Annotated in this window: 13 protein-coding genes and 1 riboswitch; of the genes, 9 read left to right on the top strand and 4 right to left on the bottom strand. The window is 39.7% G+C overall.

The window, feature by feature from the left end; all coding sequences use genetic code 11:
- Nucleotides 1-4: 4 nt before the first annotated feature.
- The 6 genes from GNT69_RS03815 (at nt 5) to fabG (ending at nt 6,227) form a co-directional block, all read left to right on the top strand.
- On the top strand, nt 5-1,933 hold the full coding sequence (locus GNT69_RS03815) for a TRAP transporter permease (RefSeq protein ID WP_203553609.1): 1,929 nt from the start codon (nt 5-7) through the stop codon (nt 1,931-1,933).
- Nucleotides 1,934-1,940: 7 nt separating this feature from the next.
- On the top strand, nt 1,941-2,927 hold the full coding sequence (locus GNT69_RS03810; RefSeq protein ID WP_203553608.1) for a TAXI family TRAP transporter solute-binding subunit: 987 nt from the start codon (nt 1,941-1,943) through the stop codon (nt 2,925-2,927).
- 12 nt (nt 2,928-2,939) lie between these two features.
- Nucleotides 2,940-3,722, top strand: a complete 783-nt coding sequence (locus GNT69_RS03805; RefSeq protein ID WP_203553607.1) for an enoyl-CoA hydratase/isomerase family protein — start codon at nt 2,940-2,942, stop codon at nt 3,720-3,722.
- Between the two features lie 25 nt (nt 3,723-3,747).
- Entirely contained in the window at nt 3,748-4,938 is a 1,191-nt protein-coding gene (locus GNT69_RS03800; RefSeq protein WP_203553606.1) for a thiolase family protein, read from the top strand.
- A gap of 19 nt (nt 4,939-4,957) precedes the next feature.
- Nucleotides 4,958-5,374: a PaaI family thioesterase gene (locus tag GNT69_RS03795; RefSeq protein ID WP_203553605.1), complete on the top strand. Its 417-nt coding sequence runs from the start codon at nt 4,958-4,960 to the stop codon at nt 5,372-5,374.
- 88 nt (nt 5,375-5,462) lie between these two features.
- Complete coding sequence (gene fabG, locus GNT69_RS03790) at nt 5,463-6,227, top strand: 3-oxoacyl-ACP reductase FabG (protein ID WP_203553604.1); 765 nt, start codon at nt 5,463-5,465, stop codon at nt 6,225-6,227.
- 370 nt (nt 6,228-6,597) lie between these two features.
- Here fabG and GNT69_RS03785 read toward each other — a convergent pair whose 3' ends face one another.
- Together GNT69_RS03785 and GNT69_RS03780 are read right to left on the bottom strand one after the other, a co-directional pair.
- Nucleotides 6,598-7,437: a YitT family protein gene (locus GNT69_RS03785; RefSeq protein WP_203553603.1), complete on the bottom strand. Its 840-nt coding sequence runs from the start codon at nt 7,435-7,437 to the stop codon at nt 6,598-6,600.
- Between the two features lie 236 nt (nt 7,438-7,673).
- Nucleotides 7,674-8,252 (bottom strand): TetR/AcrR family transcriptional regulator, encoded by a 579-nt coding sequence (locus GNT69_RS03780; protein WP_275411160.1) that lies wholly within the window; start codon nt 8,250-8,252, stop codon nt 7,674-7,676.
- 72 nt (nt 8,253-8,324) lie between these two features.
- Here GNT69_RS03780 and GNT69_RS03775 point away from each other — a divergent pair, with 72 nt between their 5' ends.
- From GNT69_RS03775 to GNT69_RS03765, 3 genes are all read left to right on the top strand, one after another.
- Nucleotides 8,325-9,926 (top strand): PTS sugar transporter, encoded by a 1,602-nt coding sequence (locus tag GNT69_RS03775; protein ID WP_203553602.1) that lies wholly within the window; start codon nt 8,325-8,327, stop codon nt 9,924-9,926.
- Nucleotides 9,927-10,320: 394 nt separating this feature from the next.
- A riboswitch (cyclic di-GMP riboswitch) is annotated at nt 10,321-10,405 on the top strand.
- A 76-nt stretch (nt 10,406-10,481) separates the two neighbouring features.
- Complete coding sequence (locus GNT69_RS03770; RefSeq protein WP_203553601.1) at nt 10,482-12,716, top strand: EAL domain-containing protein; 2,235 nt, start codon at nt 10,482-10,484, stop codon at nt 12,714-12,716.
- 24 nt (nt 12,717-12,740) lie between these two features.
- Complete coding sequence (locus GNT69_RS03765; RefSeq protein WP_203553600.1) at nt 12,741-14,450, top strand: PAS domain S-box protein; 1,710 nt, start codon at nt 12,741-12,743, stop codon at nt 14,448-14,450.
- Nucleotides 14,451-15,295: 845 nt separating this feature from the next.
- Here GNT69_RS03765 and GNT69_RS03760 read toward each other — a convergent pair.
- Both GNT69_RS03760 and GNT69_RS03755 read right to left on the bottom strand, forming a co-directional pair.
- Nucleotides 15,296-16,033 carry an SIS domain-containing protein gene (locus GNT69_RS03760; protein ID WP_203553599.1) on the bottom strand — a complete coding sequence of 246 codons (738 nt, stop codon included), beginning with the start codon at nt 16,031-16,033 and terminating at the stop codon, nt 15,296-15,298.
- A 22-nt stretch (nt 16,034-16,055) separates the two neighbouring features.
- The gene (locus tag GNT69_RS03755) at nt 16,056-16,784 is read right to left on the bottom strand and encodes a GntR family transcriptional regulator (RefSeq protein WP_203553598.1); all 729 of its coding nucleotides are present in this window, start codon (nt 16,782-16,784) and stop codon (nt 16,056-16,058) included.
- Nucleotides 16,785-16,830: the final 46 nt, after the last annotated feature.

Here is a 16,830-nt window from a genome sequence, read left to right as displayed (position 1 = left end):
ATAGATGAGTGCAAACACAACTTATATCGAAAAAGTGACTCAGAAGGAATCGAACTTAAAGGGTCTTCCTAAAGTATTAGCGATTATTATCGCCCTAACAGCGATTACTTTTTCCGTCTTTCATTTGTACACGGCCGGATTTGGCTCCCTTCCCTCATGGCAGCAGAGGGCTGTTCATGTAAGCTTTGGGTTGCTTCTATTGTTTATGCTTTTTCCGTTTTCCAAGAAGAAGGGATTTAAATTTTATGATTTGATCCCAATTCTATTAAGTAGTCTAGTTTTAGCCTATGCACTTTTCGATTATCCTGCCATTGAATATCGTGCAGGGCAGCCCAATTCAATGGATATAATGATTGGGACATTGCTAATCATCTTGATTATTGAAGGAGTTCGTAGAACAAACGGGATTTTAATGTCGATCCTGATTACGTTTTTCCTGTTTTATATCTTCCTCGGACCTTATTTTCCAGGCTTATTAGGTCACCAAGGTTATAGCTATAAAAAAATGATCGACACATTATTTATTAGCACATCAGGGATTTTTAGTTCCCCAGTGTATACAAGTTCCACTGTCATTGTGTTGTTTATTATCTTTGGGTCTTTCTTCCTGAAGTCTGGGGCAGGTAAATTTTTTATTGATTTTGCATTTCTTTTAGTTGGAAAAAGGCGTGGAGGTCCGGCATTAGCATCCGTTGCATCAAGTGCGATGCTTGGAACCATTACCGGAAACGGTGCTGCTAATGTGGCGATAACGGGAGCCTTTACCATTCCAATGATGAAAAGAATTGGCTATTCTCCAAAATTTGCTGCAGGAGTCGAATCGGTCGCTTCACAAGGTGGACAATTAATGCCACCTATTATGGGAGCAGCAATCTTTATCATGGCGGAAATGACGGGAGTTCCCTATATAGAACTGATTGCTTATGCACTTATTCCAGCTCTCCTCTATTTTTTAGTTGCCGGGATCATTGTCTATCTACAAGCAGGCAAATTAGGGTTAAAAGGAGCTTCTGATGAAGAAATCCCGAAAGTGACTGAAGTGTTGAAAAGGCTGTATTTCTTTTTACCGATCGCTTTCATTATTGGGTTAATGTTAATGGGATTCAGCCCAATTAAAGCAGGGTTATATTCAATTTTCTTAACGATTGGTCTTAGTTATTTAAAAAGAGAGAATTGGATGAGTTGGCGTGATGTTCTAGCATGTCTTGAAAGCGCAGCCAAGAGCTCAATGATTGTTGTTTCCGCTTGTGCGGGCGCGGGGATTATTGTTGGTTCAGTTGTTTTAACAGGTCTAGGAACACGCTTTTCAAGACTTGCAATTGATATTTCTGGTGAGAATTTACTATTATTGCTGATTCTTGTTATGGTCGCTTCGATTATTCTCGGTATGGGGATGTCAACGGTATCTGCCTATGTTATTTTGGCCGTTTTGGCAGCACCAGCTCTTATCAACTTAGGAGTTTCTCCAGTTGCTGCTCATATGTTTGTGTTTTACTACGGTGTCATGTCAGGTCTAACTCCACCAGTAGCGATTACAGCTTATACTGCTGCAGGATTAGCAGGTTCTTCACCAAATGCAACCGCCTTTACAGCTACGAAAATTGGACTGGGAGGATTTATCGTTCCTTTCATCTTTGTTTACAATGAGGCATTGTTGCTGCAAGGAGATACATCTACCATTGCTTTATCTGTTATTACTTCGATTATTGGAGCAGCAGCTTTTGTATTCTTTCTCCAAGGGTACTTAATTAGAGAGACTTCTTGGGGCGAACGGCTATTATTTTTGGCGGCTGCTATTACTCTCATTATTCCTGGAATTTTAACAGATATCACCGGCGTCGCTTTACTAATTGCGGGAATCCTTTTACAAATATTTAAAAAGAAGTCTGACGAGCTAGTAGCAGAACAAGTACAAAAAAAACTAATGGGGTGAAATGGAAATGAAAAAAAATCTTTTAGTATCTATTATTCTTGTATTAAGTGCTTTTTTGGTTGCGTGTGGCAGTAATGGTGCAACAGGTGGTAGCAGCAAAAATATGTCAATCGGCACAGCACCACTCGGTTCAGGATGGTATAACGTATCGATTACAGTAGCAGATATCTGGATGGATAATATTGAAGGCTTGAATGTAAATGTGTTGGAAGGTGGCTCCATTGGGAACCTTAGAAGTGTAAACGAAGGGAAAGATATGCATTTAGGATGGGCTTACACTCCAGATTTAATGGATGCAGTCAATAAGCAAGGGTCTTTTGAATCTGAGGAAATCTCAAAGGTTAGTACTATCGCATTGAGTTATCCTGTTTATTTAACGTTTGTCACTTCAGCAAATAGCGGAATTGAGAAAATTGAAGATTTAGTAGGTAAAAAAGTTCATGCTGGTGCTCAAGGGACAGGTTCAGAATTGGCGCTTCAAAGATTATTAGAGGTTCACGGATTATCCTATGAAGAGATCGAAGCAGCAGGTGGAAAAGTTTCATTTGGAAACTATAGTGACGCTGCAACACAATTACAAGATGGAATTGTTGATGTTGCAATTGGAGGCGGAGCACCTGATATTCCGGCATTTAAAGAAGTTGAAACATTGAATTCAATTAAAATCATTCCAGTCGATCAATCAAAATTAGACCAACTAACAGAATTTGGTTATAGAACTGATCTTCCAATCCCTGCAGGAACCTATAAAGATCAGGCTGAAGATGTTTCGGCTTTAGCCTACCAAAGCATGATTAATGTTAATAGTGATATTTCTGAAGAGGAAGTCTATCAAATGACTAAATCCATGTGGGAGAATGCTGACACTATCGTTAAAGACCACCCATCAAGAGGTAGCTATTTTACTACCGAAGTTGCTGTCGAGGGATTAGATAGCTCATACTTCCATCCAGGAGCGGTGAAATATTATCAGGAAATTGGTGTGATGGAATAAATGGTGAATCCGATGAAGTTTAACAAAATTATCTTTCAAGAAATTTCAACTAACATATGCATGATTACTTTGAATGATGAAAAGTCCTTAAATGCATTGGATCTTGAAATGAGAAGAGAGTTTTCGGATGTAATGTCCCATATCATGGATTGTTCTTATAAAGTGTTAATCCTTAATGGCAATGGCAAGGTATTTTCTGCCGGAGGAAATATCAGTTCAATGACTGGTATTTCCTCAGCTCTTGAGGCAAGCCAACGGTTAGATGATTTACATGATTTTATTATGAAGCTTCGCAGTTGGAAGGGAATGGTCATTGCTTCAATCCATGGAAATGCCGCCGGAGCAGGTTTAAACTTAGCTTTAAGCTGTGACTACATTATTGCCGAGGAAGGTACGAAGCTGACCCAAAGCTTTTCAAAGATTGGTCTTGTTCCAGATTGTGGTGGATTTTGGCTTTTACCGAGATTAGTAGGACCGATTAAGGCAAAAGAAATGATGTTATTGGGAAAATCTCTTTCAGCAGAAGAATTTTATCAATTAGGGGTAATCAATGAAATTGTATCTGCGGAAGAAAGAATGGAAAGTACCTTAAAGATGGCTGACGATTTTATAAAAGGACCTTCAATTTCCTACCAATATATTAAACAAATGGTCAATGATTCTTTTGAAAAGAGTTTTGAACAAACGTTGAAGGAAGAAAAAGTTATACAGGCGATTTGTATGAATACGGATGATTTTAAAGAAGGTATTGAGGCTTTTTTAAGTAAGAGAAAACCAGTGTTTGAAGGAAAATAGTTATCAGATAATTGGAGGTATTTTTATGGAAAAAGCAGTAATTATTGATGCAATTCGGACGCCGATTGGAAGATACGGTGGAGCATTAAAGGATGTTCGTCCAGATGACCTTGCAGCGCTAGTTATTAAAGAACTTGTTAATCGTAATAATTTTCCGGTAGAGGAAATAGAAGATATTTATTTGGGCTGTGCGAATCAAGCAGGTGAAGATAATCGTAACGTAGCCAGAATGGCTTCACTTTTAGCGGAAATTCCAACTACTGCTGGCGGGGTGACCGTTAATCGTTTATGTGGCTCTAGTCTTGACGCTGTTAACCAAGCTGCTAAAGCGATTATGTGTGGCGAAGGGGATATTTTTATTGCTGGCGGTACAGAAAGTATGACGAGAGCTCCGTTCGTGACAGCTAAGCAGGCAAAGCCATTCCAACGAACCGTAGAAACTTATGATACAACGATTGGCTGGAGGTTTATTAATAAGAAACTAGCGGAAATGCATTATCCTTATTCGATGATCGAAACGGCTGATAACGTGGCCAAAGAGTTTAACATCTCACGTGAAAGCCAGGATGAATTTTCCTTTAATAGTCAGCAAAAAGCAAAAATGGCGATGGAATCTGGAAGATTAAAGGATGAGATTGTTCCAGTTTCTATAAGAACTAAGAAAGAGGAAATCGTTGTTAGTCAAGATGAACATCCACGTCCTCAAACGACACTGGAAAAATTAAACTCATTAAGAGCGGTGAATGAGGGTGGAACTGTAACAGCAGGAAATGCATCTGGAGTGAATGACGGTGCGGCAGCTCTATTAATCATGAGTGAGAAGAAAGCAAAGGAACTTGGATTAACGCCGATGGCCTCAATTGAGTCCTTTGCCGTCGCAGGGGTAGATCCATCGATAATGGGAATTGGGCCGGTCCCAGCTTCGAAAAAAGCCATTGCAAGAGCCGGGATTACGGTGGATGATTTAGATTTGGTCGAATTGAACGAGGCATTTGCGGCCCAGTCGCTTGCATGTATCAATGAATTATCTTTAGATGTGGAAAAGGTCAATGTAAACGGAGGTTCGATTGCTTACGGCCATCCATTAGGCGCCAGTGGTGCAAGAATTTTAACTACGCTTTTATATGAAATGAAAAAACGCGACGCCGAATATGGATTGGCAACGATGTGTATCGGTGTTGGTCAAGGAATTGCTACAGTTGTAAAAAAATATTAAGGAGTAAGGAGTATTCGTGTTGGAAGTTGATAAATCAGATGTACCTGCTGAGCTTGCTGAAGTAATAACGAACTACGAAGAAGGGCCTCATTGGAAGATGATGGATTTTAAAGTCCAATCAATTGAGAAGGGCTCGGTATCATTATTGTTACCAGCTAGAGAAGAATTTAATAATATTAAAGGAACCATCCATGGCGGAATCCTTGCGGCGCTTTTAGATACAACGATGGGAATGACCGCAAGAACTCTATTAACCGGAACACCTGTAACGATTCAAATCAATATACAATATTTAAAGCCTGCGATTAATGAACCCTTGTATTCTAAATCAAGAGTGATTGAAATAGGAAAAAGTACATGTTTTATCGAAGGCGAAATATACAATGAACGAAAAGAACGGATTGCTTTTAGTACAGGGACGTTTAAAGTTAGTTGAAGATTAAAAGGAATGGGTTTTTAGAACAAACGATGATTCACATCCTAGTCATCTAAAAACCCCTTTTTTGTGATAGGAGGAATGTTGAATGGCGGGAAGGTTTGTTGGTAAAGTCGCCTTTATTACTGGTGGCAGCCGAGGGATTGGAAAAGCGATTGCTGAAACGTTTGCCGAAGAAGGCGCTAAAGTAGCTGTTATCGATATTAATGAAGATGGATTGAAAGAGATATCAGTAGAGTTTGAGAATAAAGGGTTTGAAATATATACGAAAAAAGCAAATGTTGTAAACTATGAAGAAGTAGAAAATGCGGTTGAGGAAGTGAACTCACAGTTTGGGTCCATTGATATATTAGTTAATAATGCTGGGATTACTCGGGATAATCTGTTATTTAAAATGACAGATATGGATTGGCAGCAGGTTATGGATGTTCACCTAAAAGGGGCGTTTAATGCTACACGGGCAGCTCAAAAATATATGGTGCAACAAAAATATGGGCGAATTATTAATATATCATCAACATCGGCTCTTGGAAATCGCGGTCAAGCAAATTATGCAACAGCGAAAGCAGGATTACAAGGTTTTACAAAAACCCTTGCAATTGAACTTGGGAAATACGGGATAACAACAAACGCCGTTGCTCCAGGATTTATTGAAACAGAAATGACGAAAGAGACAGCGAAAAGAGTTGGTGTTCCTTTCGAGGATTTTGTTCAATCAAGAATTACAACGATTCCAGTAGGAAGAAGTGGGAAACCTTCTGATGTCTCAAATGCAGTTACTTTTTTTGCTGATGAGAAGTCGTCTTTTATTAATGGTCAGGTACTTTATGTAGCAGGAGGTCCGAAAAATTAGGTTGTTTTTTCGTGCAGATCGAGACATTGGTGTCAATCCCCCGCCCAAAGGTTGGTCACTGTGACGCCCCGAATAATCTTGTTTCACAGGATGTTCCACATAAGTGGATGGGCTTTTTAAATACGCTCATCGACTTTTGTGTTTTGCAAAAATCTAGGGGCTAAGGGGTCAGTTAGTGAATGGTTCGATTGCTATTTTGATAAGTATTTGAAATGATTCAGCGTTTTTCTTTTTGCTCATTTAGTACCTTAGTAATTGGAAATAAACTCAAACTAGTTGATATGATCACGGTTGACGGTGGGGTTTATGCGGAATTTAAAATAAAGGTGCCGGATTCCATCCAATTACTGGATGGATCCTGACACCGCTTTTAGTTATCAATCATTTTCATAAAGCCTTCGCCAAAGACATCCCTCACATCCTGGACAGTAATGAAGGCGTTTGGGTCAATTTCTATAATGATTTTTCTCAGGCGAGTAATTTCTTGTTTGCTGATAATGATGTACAGGATGTCTTTCTTTTGTTTCGAATAGAAACCATAGCCTGATAAGACCGTTACTCCCCGTCCCATCACTTCGTTCACTTTACAGGCAATTTCCTCATAATTATTCGATACAATCGTAATCGCCCGTTTTGAAGACAAACCTTCTATAATATAATCCATCACTTTCGTGGTAATATAGAGCATTAAAATCGTTAGCATTAAACCTTCTGTGCCTATGATAAACCAAGAGGCAAAGACAACAATAAGGTCGAAAAATAACAATGCATAACTTATATTCCAACGAAGGTATTTATGCGTAATTTTAGCTAGGATCGTCGTACCGGCGCTTGTCCCACCAGCACGAATAATCAACCCCAATCCCAATCCAGTAAGAACTCCGGCAAAAATACTATTTAACAGGACTTCATCCGATTGGATGGACCAGCCCTTAGTCAAGCCTAAGGCAACGGACAAGCTAACCGTCGCAATAATTGTGTAAATGGTCGTCGTTTTATTCAAAAACTTATAACCTATCAAAATGATAATCCCGTTTAAAATTAAACTGGTGATACTCGGTGCCCAGCCAAACAGATAATAGAGGATGATCGTAATACCTGTTACGCCGCCCTCCCCTAGATCATTAGGAATGACAAATAAGTTGATTGATAGCGCAAAAATCACTGACCCAATGATGACAAAGAAAATCTCAATTGCAATTTTTCTCATAAATGACCTACCTATATTGAATTATGTAGAAGCTCCCCTCTAGTATAATATTTTCGACAATAATATCAATGCCGTTAGGGTTCGTCACTGTGACGCCCCGAAAAATCTTGTTTCACAGGAATTGTTCCACAAACAATCTCTAGGGTGATTTAAACCTTTTGAAGGGGAACGAGATTGGATAGACTTTATTTTATCTAGTCTAAAATCAACTTTAGCGATTCCATTTACTCCATGAATCACATTTTCCTTATAAAAAAGATGATTTGAATATACATATCAGCCATTTCATCTGGAGATTCGGCTAAGGAATTATCAAGCCATTGCTCGACCAATCCTAAAAAAGCCGAGGTTGCAAATGATGAGAAGTAATCTTTTCGTATAGTTAAACCTTGAAAGAACGTCTTGTTTTGTATCATTTTTTCGCCAAAGTGATTGACAAAAAATAGTTTGAGCCGCTTATGAAAGCCAAAGTGATTATTTTCACCTAATAACACTTGGAAGAGTTCTGCATTCGTTTGTATGTAGCGGAATACTTCAACAGCAAGTGTTGAAATTTGTCCCTTTTCTGCTTCTAAAAGCAAGACGTCTGGTTTCAGGCGCTGCAAATGCAATTCGAGTCCTCTAAGCAAGTTTTCCTCCATTTGATGAAGAAGATCATATTTGTCTTGATAATGCAAGTAAAAAGTCCCTCTGTTAATAGCTGCAATTGTTGTAATATCTCGAACAGATACTTTCATGAAAGGCTTTTCCTTTAGTAACTGCAAAAAGCTTTTCTGAATGTCGGCTGTCCTCAATCCCCTGTTAGATTTTATCATGTTGACGCTTTAATTATTTAATAGACTAAAGTATAATAGTTACATTAGATTATATATTTGGGGGATTACATAATGAAAAAGAGAGTGGCTATCATTGGCAGCAGTGGGGGGAATCTTTATTCCCTTGGAGGGAAGGAGCCGCTGAAACTTTTAGATGAGCTTCTTTTACAAATAGAAGCCGCAGGTGTGGAATGTGCATCGATTCAGTTTATTGCAGCAAAAAGATCGATGGATTCTGTGAAAGACACAACCGAGACCACTCTTTATGGCTGGGATCAAGAGCTGAATAAGCCTATGGTTATCGCTCAAGGGACATTAAAGGAAGTCAATGCCGAAGCTGAAACAATGGATCAAGAGATCGCTGCTAAAATTGCCAACGGCGAAATCGATGGTTTGATTTTTATGAGTGCGGATCCTAATGGGGCGAACAAGCATGTTGTGGAAGCCGCAGCGAAAAGAAAGCTGCCGGCAACCGGAACCGGTGGTACCTCGATGGCAACGATTAGTTCAAAAGGGGTCCATGTGATTTCTACTTCTGGGACGACCGGAACGACTAATCGGACACGCGCGGTGACGTTCATGACATCATTAAGCAAGCACTGGAAGATCGCCTATCGTCCTATTATCGGGAAGGCAACCAGTTCAGAAGGTAATCAAGTAACCTCTGAATCACCTTGGAAAAGAATCAATATTCGTGGGATGATGCTGTCCTCTCTGCCAGGCTTTATTGCGATGGCCTTAGTATTGGCATTGAGTAAAATTCCAGCGTTATCGATGCTTGGTGATGTCTTTGATATCATGATCAAAGCACTCCCAGTCATTCTCGCTGTCATTGCCGCAAAGCAAGTGTCCGACCTGGATGATGTATCGATCGTTGCTGGCATCGTGGCAGGGGTACTATCTGTCAACGGCGGAATTATTGGCGGTATTATCGGCGGAATTGGTGCGGGACTGTTGGTTCAATTTATTTTTAGAAAATGCGTTGAGTGGAAATTTCCAGCAACAACGGTCAATATTGCAGCTGGAGGCATTGCCGGATTAATCTCAGGACTGATCGTTTATTTTCTGATTGCTCCGATTGCCCTGCAAATAGGTGAAGGAATCCGCTCTCTACTCGATACACTCGTAGCGATGAATCCTGTTCTTGCAGGCTTAATCGCGGGTTTACTTATTTGGCCGTCGATTATCGCTGGCATCTATCATGCGGCGATTCTGCCAATCGTCTTACTAGAAATGGAACGGACAGGAAATAGCTTTCTAGGTGCCATTGACATGGTCGGCCTCGTTATGGTGTCAGCTGGCATCACGTTAGCCAATATTGTCGCTCCTCGGGACAAAGGAGAAGCGGCAGTCGCTGCACCAGGATTTTTGATCAACGTCGGATTTGGGACATTTGTTGAAGCGGCTTATCCTTTCATGTTCTCAAACAAGTTCATTTTCGCAGGAGCGATCCTCTCCTCTGGTTTTGGAGGCTTGCTTGTCGGTCTATTCGGTGTACGTGGAACAGCCTATGTTCCTTCAGTCATGGCGCCTTTCTTATCTAACAATACAGGTGGATTTATCATTGCCATGCTTGGAAGCTTACTATGTGCGTTCGTCATTACGCTTTTGGTGAATCTCGTTGCGAAGAAAAAAAGCGCAAATAAAGCTGAATCATTAAAGGCGTCACTGTGACGCCCCGAAAAATCTTGTTTCACGAAAATGTTCCACAGGGGGGTGAGCCTTTAATAAGGGCTCATCCACTTTTTTATATTTAGAAACAACGGACGTTTCGTCTGTTGATTTCTTTTTTTACTTGGGGAACTGTTCGAGCAATCGTTGGAATTTCAGGCTGTTTTTAATCAAACGATTGATTAATGGCGCAGTAGGAAGGTAAGTAATTCTCTTAAAAAATAGGGCGCTAAGGTTGAATTGTTTACCTTTAGCAACCAATTATTCCTTTTTTTGTAATGGTAAACTTATCAAAACACCTCGAAAAATAGTGTGTTTTGTCGTATTATAGGGTCATGCTCATTTAGTTTGGGTGTGATTTATGGGAGTTTAGTACTGCTATTTTTAAAAAAGTAAATACTGAAAAAGGCAAATTCATTGAAAAGTGAAGACGCAAAACTATAGGGACTAAGATCGAATGATTATGTCAGCCAGTTACCGATGCTTTTTGACTAAAAGGGGATCGTTTAGTCTTTTTTTATGCCCAAATTCAGTAATCTTTTGATTTAAGGGGTAAATATGGAACTAATAATCGCTGTCAGTATGTTGATACTTAATGTTTTCATTTTGATTTTAGTGAAAAATCGTTTGGAAAAGAAATATAAAAGCGAGATCGTAGATTTAACGGAAATGAACGCGGATGCAACTGTGCGAGAACAAGCTCAACAAAAGGTTGATTATTTGGCTAATCATGATGCCTTAACTGGTTTAGCGAATCGTGTTTCCTTTAACAATTTTCTAAAGAAGGCTCTGATACAGAAACAGACGGAAAATTTGGCCGTTTTTTTCCTCGATTTGGATCGTTTTCAAATCATTAATGAATCGATGGGGCATAGAATCGGTGATCAGTTATTAGTGGAAGTCTCTAATCGTTTAGAGAATTGTATTGGAGAACAAGGGATACTCGTTCGAAATGGCGGAGATGAATTTCTGATTGCGCTATTGAATAAAAATGTTCAGGAAGTTTCTGTTTTGGCCGAACAAATTGTTGATTGCTTTGTTCGCCCTATTCAAATTGAACAATATGAAATCTATACGACGCCAAGTATTGGCATCAGCTTTTATCCGCAAAATGGCAAGGATGTCGATTCTCTTGTGAAAAAGGCGGATGCAGCTATGTATCAGGCAAAAAAGAATGGAACCAACCGATATGAGTTTTACGATTCAACCGAAGGGAAGAAGGCATTTGAAAAGTTTGAAATAGAAATGGATCTCCATAAAGCATTAAAACAACAAGAGTTTCAACTGTTTTATCAGCCTAAACTAGATTTAGTTACCGGAAAAATCATTGCTGTTGAAGCGTTAATCCGTTGGCAACACCCGGAAAAGGGACAAATTTCACCCGCAGAGTTCATTCCTCTGGCGGAGGAAACGGGGCTTATCATTCCGATTGGTGAATGGGCTTTGCGAACGGCTTGTTTGCAAAATAAGATGTGGCAGGATCAAGGGCTTCCACCAATCGTCATATCAGTTAATCTTTCGGTACGACAGCTTTATCAACCGAATTTGGTTGATATGATCGATAAAGTATTAACCGAGTCTGGACTTGCTCCAGAGTTTCTTGAAATTGAAATCACGGAAAGTATGTTGATTGATACGAAACAGGGATTACAAGTTCTTAGAAACTTAAAAGATCTTGGTGTGCAAATAAGTTTAGATGATTTTGGAACAGGCTACAGTTCGCTTAAATATTTAAGGGACTATCCAATCAATCAAGTGAAAATTGATCAATCCTTTATTCGCAATTGTTACTTCGATGGGAACGATGCCGCGATTGTTAAAGCGATCATCGCCATGGCTCATGAATTAAAATTGGAAGTTGTTGCTGAAGGGGTTGAATTAAAAGAACATTTGGTTTTCCTCCAAAGAAATCTTTGTAATATAGGGCAAGGGTATTTTTTTAGCAGGCCACTTCCTCCAAAGGAACTCCAACAAAAATGGGATGAAATTGAAAAAGTTACGCATGAGAGTGGAATTTCAAAAGAATTTTCAAGGCAAACATGGTTAAAGGAATCTCTTAAAATCGCCCGCCAGGAATTATTGGATACGATTAGACAGCAACAGGGGATGATTTTTAAGTATGTGAAAGTGGAGGGGAAATTTATTCACACTTTAGCTGACGGTGAATTAATGTACCGATTTGGTTTACTCTCTGAACAAATTGTCGGGAAGGAACTTAAAGACTTTGCTGCGGATATGGACATTAAAACGAAGACTGAATGCTATCAGAGAGCGTGGGATGGGGAAGATCAAGTCTCCTATCTTGGGGAAATCAATGGAATTTCTTATATCGCCTCGCTTAGACCTGTGATTAGAGGGGGACAAGTCGTTGAGGTGATTGGCTCATGCGTTGACATTACAGAAAGAATAAAGGCGGAGGAAGCTCTTAAATTAAGTGAATATAAGTATCGTTTAATTGCCGAGAATATGTTGGACTTAGTATCGGTTTGGGATGTTGCTGGCAGACTCATCTATGCATCGCCTTCTCATGAAAGGATTTTAGGATTTTCTCAGAAGGAATATGAAGGGAAAACGACTCCTCATTTAATTCATCCTGATGATTTTGAGCGGATTGAACAGTCCTTTCTTCAAATGTATTCTTCAAAGTCACCTGGATATTTGCAATTTAGAATGAAACATGCGAATGGGGATTGGGTTGATGTCGAAGCTCAAGGAAATCCCGTAATTGGTGAAAGCGGCGAGGTCGAACATTTTATCTTTGTTGGCCGTGATATCACGGAGAAAAACAGTTGAACTATTGAAAGGAGAATCATTGTCATGAAACGTTTGTTGGATACAATAGAAGATAACGTTTTCGTTTTTTCTAGTATGTTTGACTCCATTAAGGATTTGGTTGTTTTGATGGAAGTGGATGATGGCTCTCTTCGCTATACCTATATGAACAGGTCGGCGTTACAGATCCATAATATGAGCGAAAGTGTATTTGGCAAGAAGATAGAGGAAGTTTTACCAGAGGAACAATCCAGGTTATTACTTGAAAAATATAAATTGATTCAATCCACGCAAAAACCAGTTGAATTTACTGAGGAAATTACTACTGAAACGAGTGTATTTATTGGTGAAATTTCACTTAACCCAATTGAAATTGAGGATGGTGAACGAAAATTTGTGGTGGCTATCGTTAGAGATATAACAGATAGAAAACAAAAGGAGTTGGAACTCAACATCAATCAAAAAAGATATCAATCCCTCTTTGAACATAATGGGGATGCCGCCTTTGAGTTTGATTTACAAGGAAATATCGTTCATATCAATGAAAGGGCTTCGGAAATCTCGGGTTATGATAAAATAGAGGTTTTGGGAAAATCTTTTATGCCATTCATTGCCGAAGAAGACTTGGAGCATACGTTTTGGCGTTTTAATGAGGCGCTAAACGGAAGCAATGAAGAATATGAAACATCGATTTATCATAAAAACGGACAGCGTATTCCCTTACATGTGAAAAGTATCCCAATCATTATTGATGGAATCCTTACAGGTGTTTATGGGATTGGTGAGGACATCACCTTGGAAAAACAGGCAAAAGAGGAGATTCGCAGAAAAACAAAAGAGTTGGAAGAAACGGAAAGGGAGCTTCGAAAAAGCCGAGAAAAATATCGGTTAATCACTGAAAATGCTTTTGACGTAATTGAGTTGCTCGATCCATCTGGTCTAGTTGAGTACGTTTCTCCCTCGAATGAAAAATTAATAGGTTATTCGGCTGCTGAATATATTGGACAGTCTTTTTTAAGCTATATTCATCCAGATGAAGTTTCCCTTCTAAAAGAAAAATTTAATGACATGATTGAAGGACATAATCCGTCCACTTCTGAAATTAGAGCCCGTCATAAAGATGGACATTATATTTGGATAGAGTCCAACACCGCTCCAGTTGTAGAAAATGGGGAAGTTCGCCAGCTGGTGACGATTTCTCGTGATACGACGGAAAAAAAGAGGCTTCAAGAGGAGTTGGAAAAGGCGGCTTTCTATGATTATTTGTCGGGATTGCCAAATAGACAGTTATTTCATGACCGTCTGCAAATCGCCATCCAACAGGCTGATCGTTCAGAAAAGAAAGTTGCGGTGATGATGCTGGATGGGAATAAATTCAAACAAATTAATGACACTTATGGACATGATGCTGGCGATGCTGTCATTGTTGAAATGGCCAAGCGTTTGAAAGCTTGTGTTCGAGATAATGATACCGTAGCCCGAATGGGTGGGGATGAAATGGCGATTATATTGCCAGAAATTGATTCCGTCAAAGTGGCCGAGCAGATCGCAGAACGAATCGTTCAGTCCTTTCAACAACCGTTTCATTTCCAAGACAAAGAAATACAAATGGGTGCAGGAATCGGCGTGGCCCTTTATCCAGATCAAACCTCCGACTATAAACTCCTTGTAAAATATGCAGACATCGCTCTATACGAAGCAAAAGACGCTAATAAAAGCGAGTTTAAATTTTACCGTCGTGGTGAGTCACAGTGAAACACCGGGACGGTTCTGCAGTTTCGCGTGGCGAGTCACAGTGACGCCCCGAATAATCTTGTTTCACAGGATGTTCCACAAAGCAGGGTTTTGTGTTCAGCTCTTAACAAAGTTAAATTTGGTGGTCTATTTTTGGCTAGTGGGAGAGTATAAGGGTAATAAGGTTTTTCTTTGGGCTAAATCAATCCTGTAGTGCAATTGTTATATTAAAATGTGGGGGTACAATCACCAGTGTACCGCAGCAAAATATACTATTTTTTAATTGCAAATTGATATACTGAAATATATTGTTGGTTTTTTATTTAAGGTTCGGCTGATATAACTGAATAATGGATAATGAATTCACTGCGTTTGAAAAATAAGCGGAAGAATTCCGTCTATTCTGGGAAATACCGATATTTCCTTAAAAATAAGGGGAGGTTTTCCGTTTATTTTATCTAAATCTTTGGATTTGGGCTTATTTAGAGCAGTTAACTGGAATATCTCCGCTTATATCGGCTTATTAAGCTTCCCCTATATACAATAGCAGGAAATTCTCCCCCTATTAATTCTCAAACCTACACAAAAATCCATACATAGAAGGCGAAATGGAATTTCGGTGTCAGTCCCCCGCTCAGATATAAGTGTAAAGTGTTAATGAGATAAAGCATTAGTTTGTTTCCCGTCACTAGTCACGCCATAATAAAGCGGAGAAACGGCAGAACCGTCCCCGTGTTCCACGAATCAAAAAAAGGGGGGATACGCCCCCTCTGTTACGGATCAATGTTATTTTAACAACGATTTTCGTTTGCTCCATCGACCAGTGGGGTCTGCCTCCCCGCTAAGCTAACCGGCCTCGTGCTTCCTTATTCTTCAAGCATGGGGATTCTTGTTTTATAGGTGTTGATGATTTGTCGATTGTGTTCTTCGGATCCAGCGATATTTCCACTTTTGAAAATAGGGGGGTGGATGTTGTTTTCATGTAACATTTGGACCGTTTCTACGATGATTCCGTTGGCAATGCTCATATTAACGATAGTAGATCCTGAGCCAAATGAGGCATTCGATTCATCTGATGTTATTAGCGCATCGCCGATTTCGATGTGATTATCAATGGAAAGATCGGCAACATCTGCTAAAGAATCTCCATTTTTATGACGAGATGGTTGGTTTTGGGCATAGAGATGGGAAGTAATCGCAATCACGAAAGCTCCTTGTTGTTTTGCAATTTTCGCGACATCAATCGGTACTGGATTTTTTCCGGAAGTTGAAATGACGATGACGACATCTTCTGGAAGAATCGTCACATTTCGCATAAAGTCTTCAGCGTAATCATTCATTTTTTCTAATTTCGAGGAGCGAACAGCCCCTTTATGAAGCATTAAATCTTCGATTAAGATCGGACTAATCGGAGCAAGTCCTCCTGCACGATAAAATAATTCTTCGCCAATCATATGTGAATGACCACAGCCAAACACATGAATGATGCCATTGTGTTGAATGCTTGCTGCCAGCTTAGTAGCCGCAGCTTTGATTTTCTCCTTCTCCGTTGTTTCTACCAGGTCCAGTAAATTCTTTAGCTTATAAAAATAGTGATTGAACATGTTGACCCATTCCTGCTTTCATTCAATTTTTTCGTCGCATTTGAATCATAAATTTGTAGCGATCGGCGCGATAGGTTGATTTGACAAATTCGACGGGAGTTCCATCTTGAAGAAAGGTATTTCTTTGAATAAGCATAACCGGGGCTCCTGGCTGTATGTGTAAATATTGGGCTTCGAGCGGTTCCGCAATCGAAGATTCAATCGTTTGTGTGGCCTGTTCAATTTGTAAGTTAAGTTGTTCTTCCATATAAGCGTAGATTGACTGATTGACAATCTGTTCGGTGAGTCCTTTTATCCGATTTGCCGAAATATAATTCGTTTCTAAGGCAATCGGCACGTCGTCCGCCAAGCGAATTCGCTTGATTTCATAGACCGGCCCATATTCTTGAATCTGCAGTTGATTGGCAATTTGCATCGTGGCCGGAATGACCTCGAAGTGGAGCAATTGACTGCTAGGTTTCATGCCTCGGGCGGTCATGTCCTCTGTAAAACTTGTTAAGCCTTGCAGCGGCTGCTCAATTTTCTTGTCAGCAACAAACGTTCCGCTCCCTTGGATCCGATAGACTAAGCCATTGTGCTCAAGTTGAGTTAAGGCTTGTCTTGCCGTCATCCGACTAATATGAAATGTTTCGGCGTATTCGCGCTCAGACGGAAGGGCTTCACCGGGCTGTAAGTCGCCATTCTCGATTTGTTTTTGAATTAGTTCGACTAATTGATAATAAATCGGAATCGGAGAATCTTTATTAATCATCTTATCTTCACCTGAATCCTTTCCACACAGATAAAAATACAGCTAA

Origin of the sequence: Bacillus sp. B15-48 (assembly GCF_016879755.1) — a bacterium.
Classification (GTDB): domain Bacteria; phylum Bacillota; class Bacilli; order Bacillales; family Cytobacillaceae; genus Mesobacillus_B.
The sequence above is the reverse complement of the archived record's forward strand: the minus strand, read 5'-3'. Positions and strand labels throughout refer to the sequence as shown.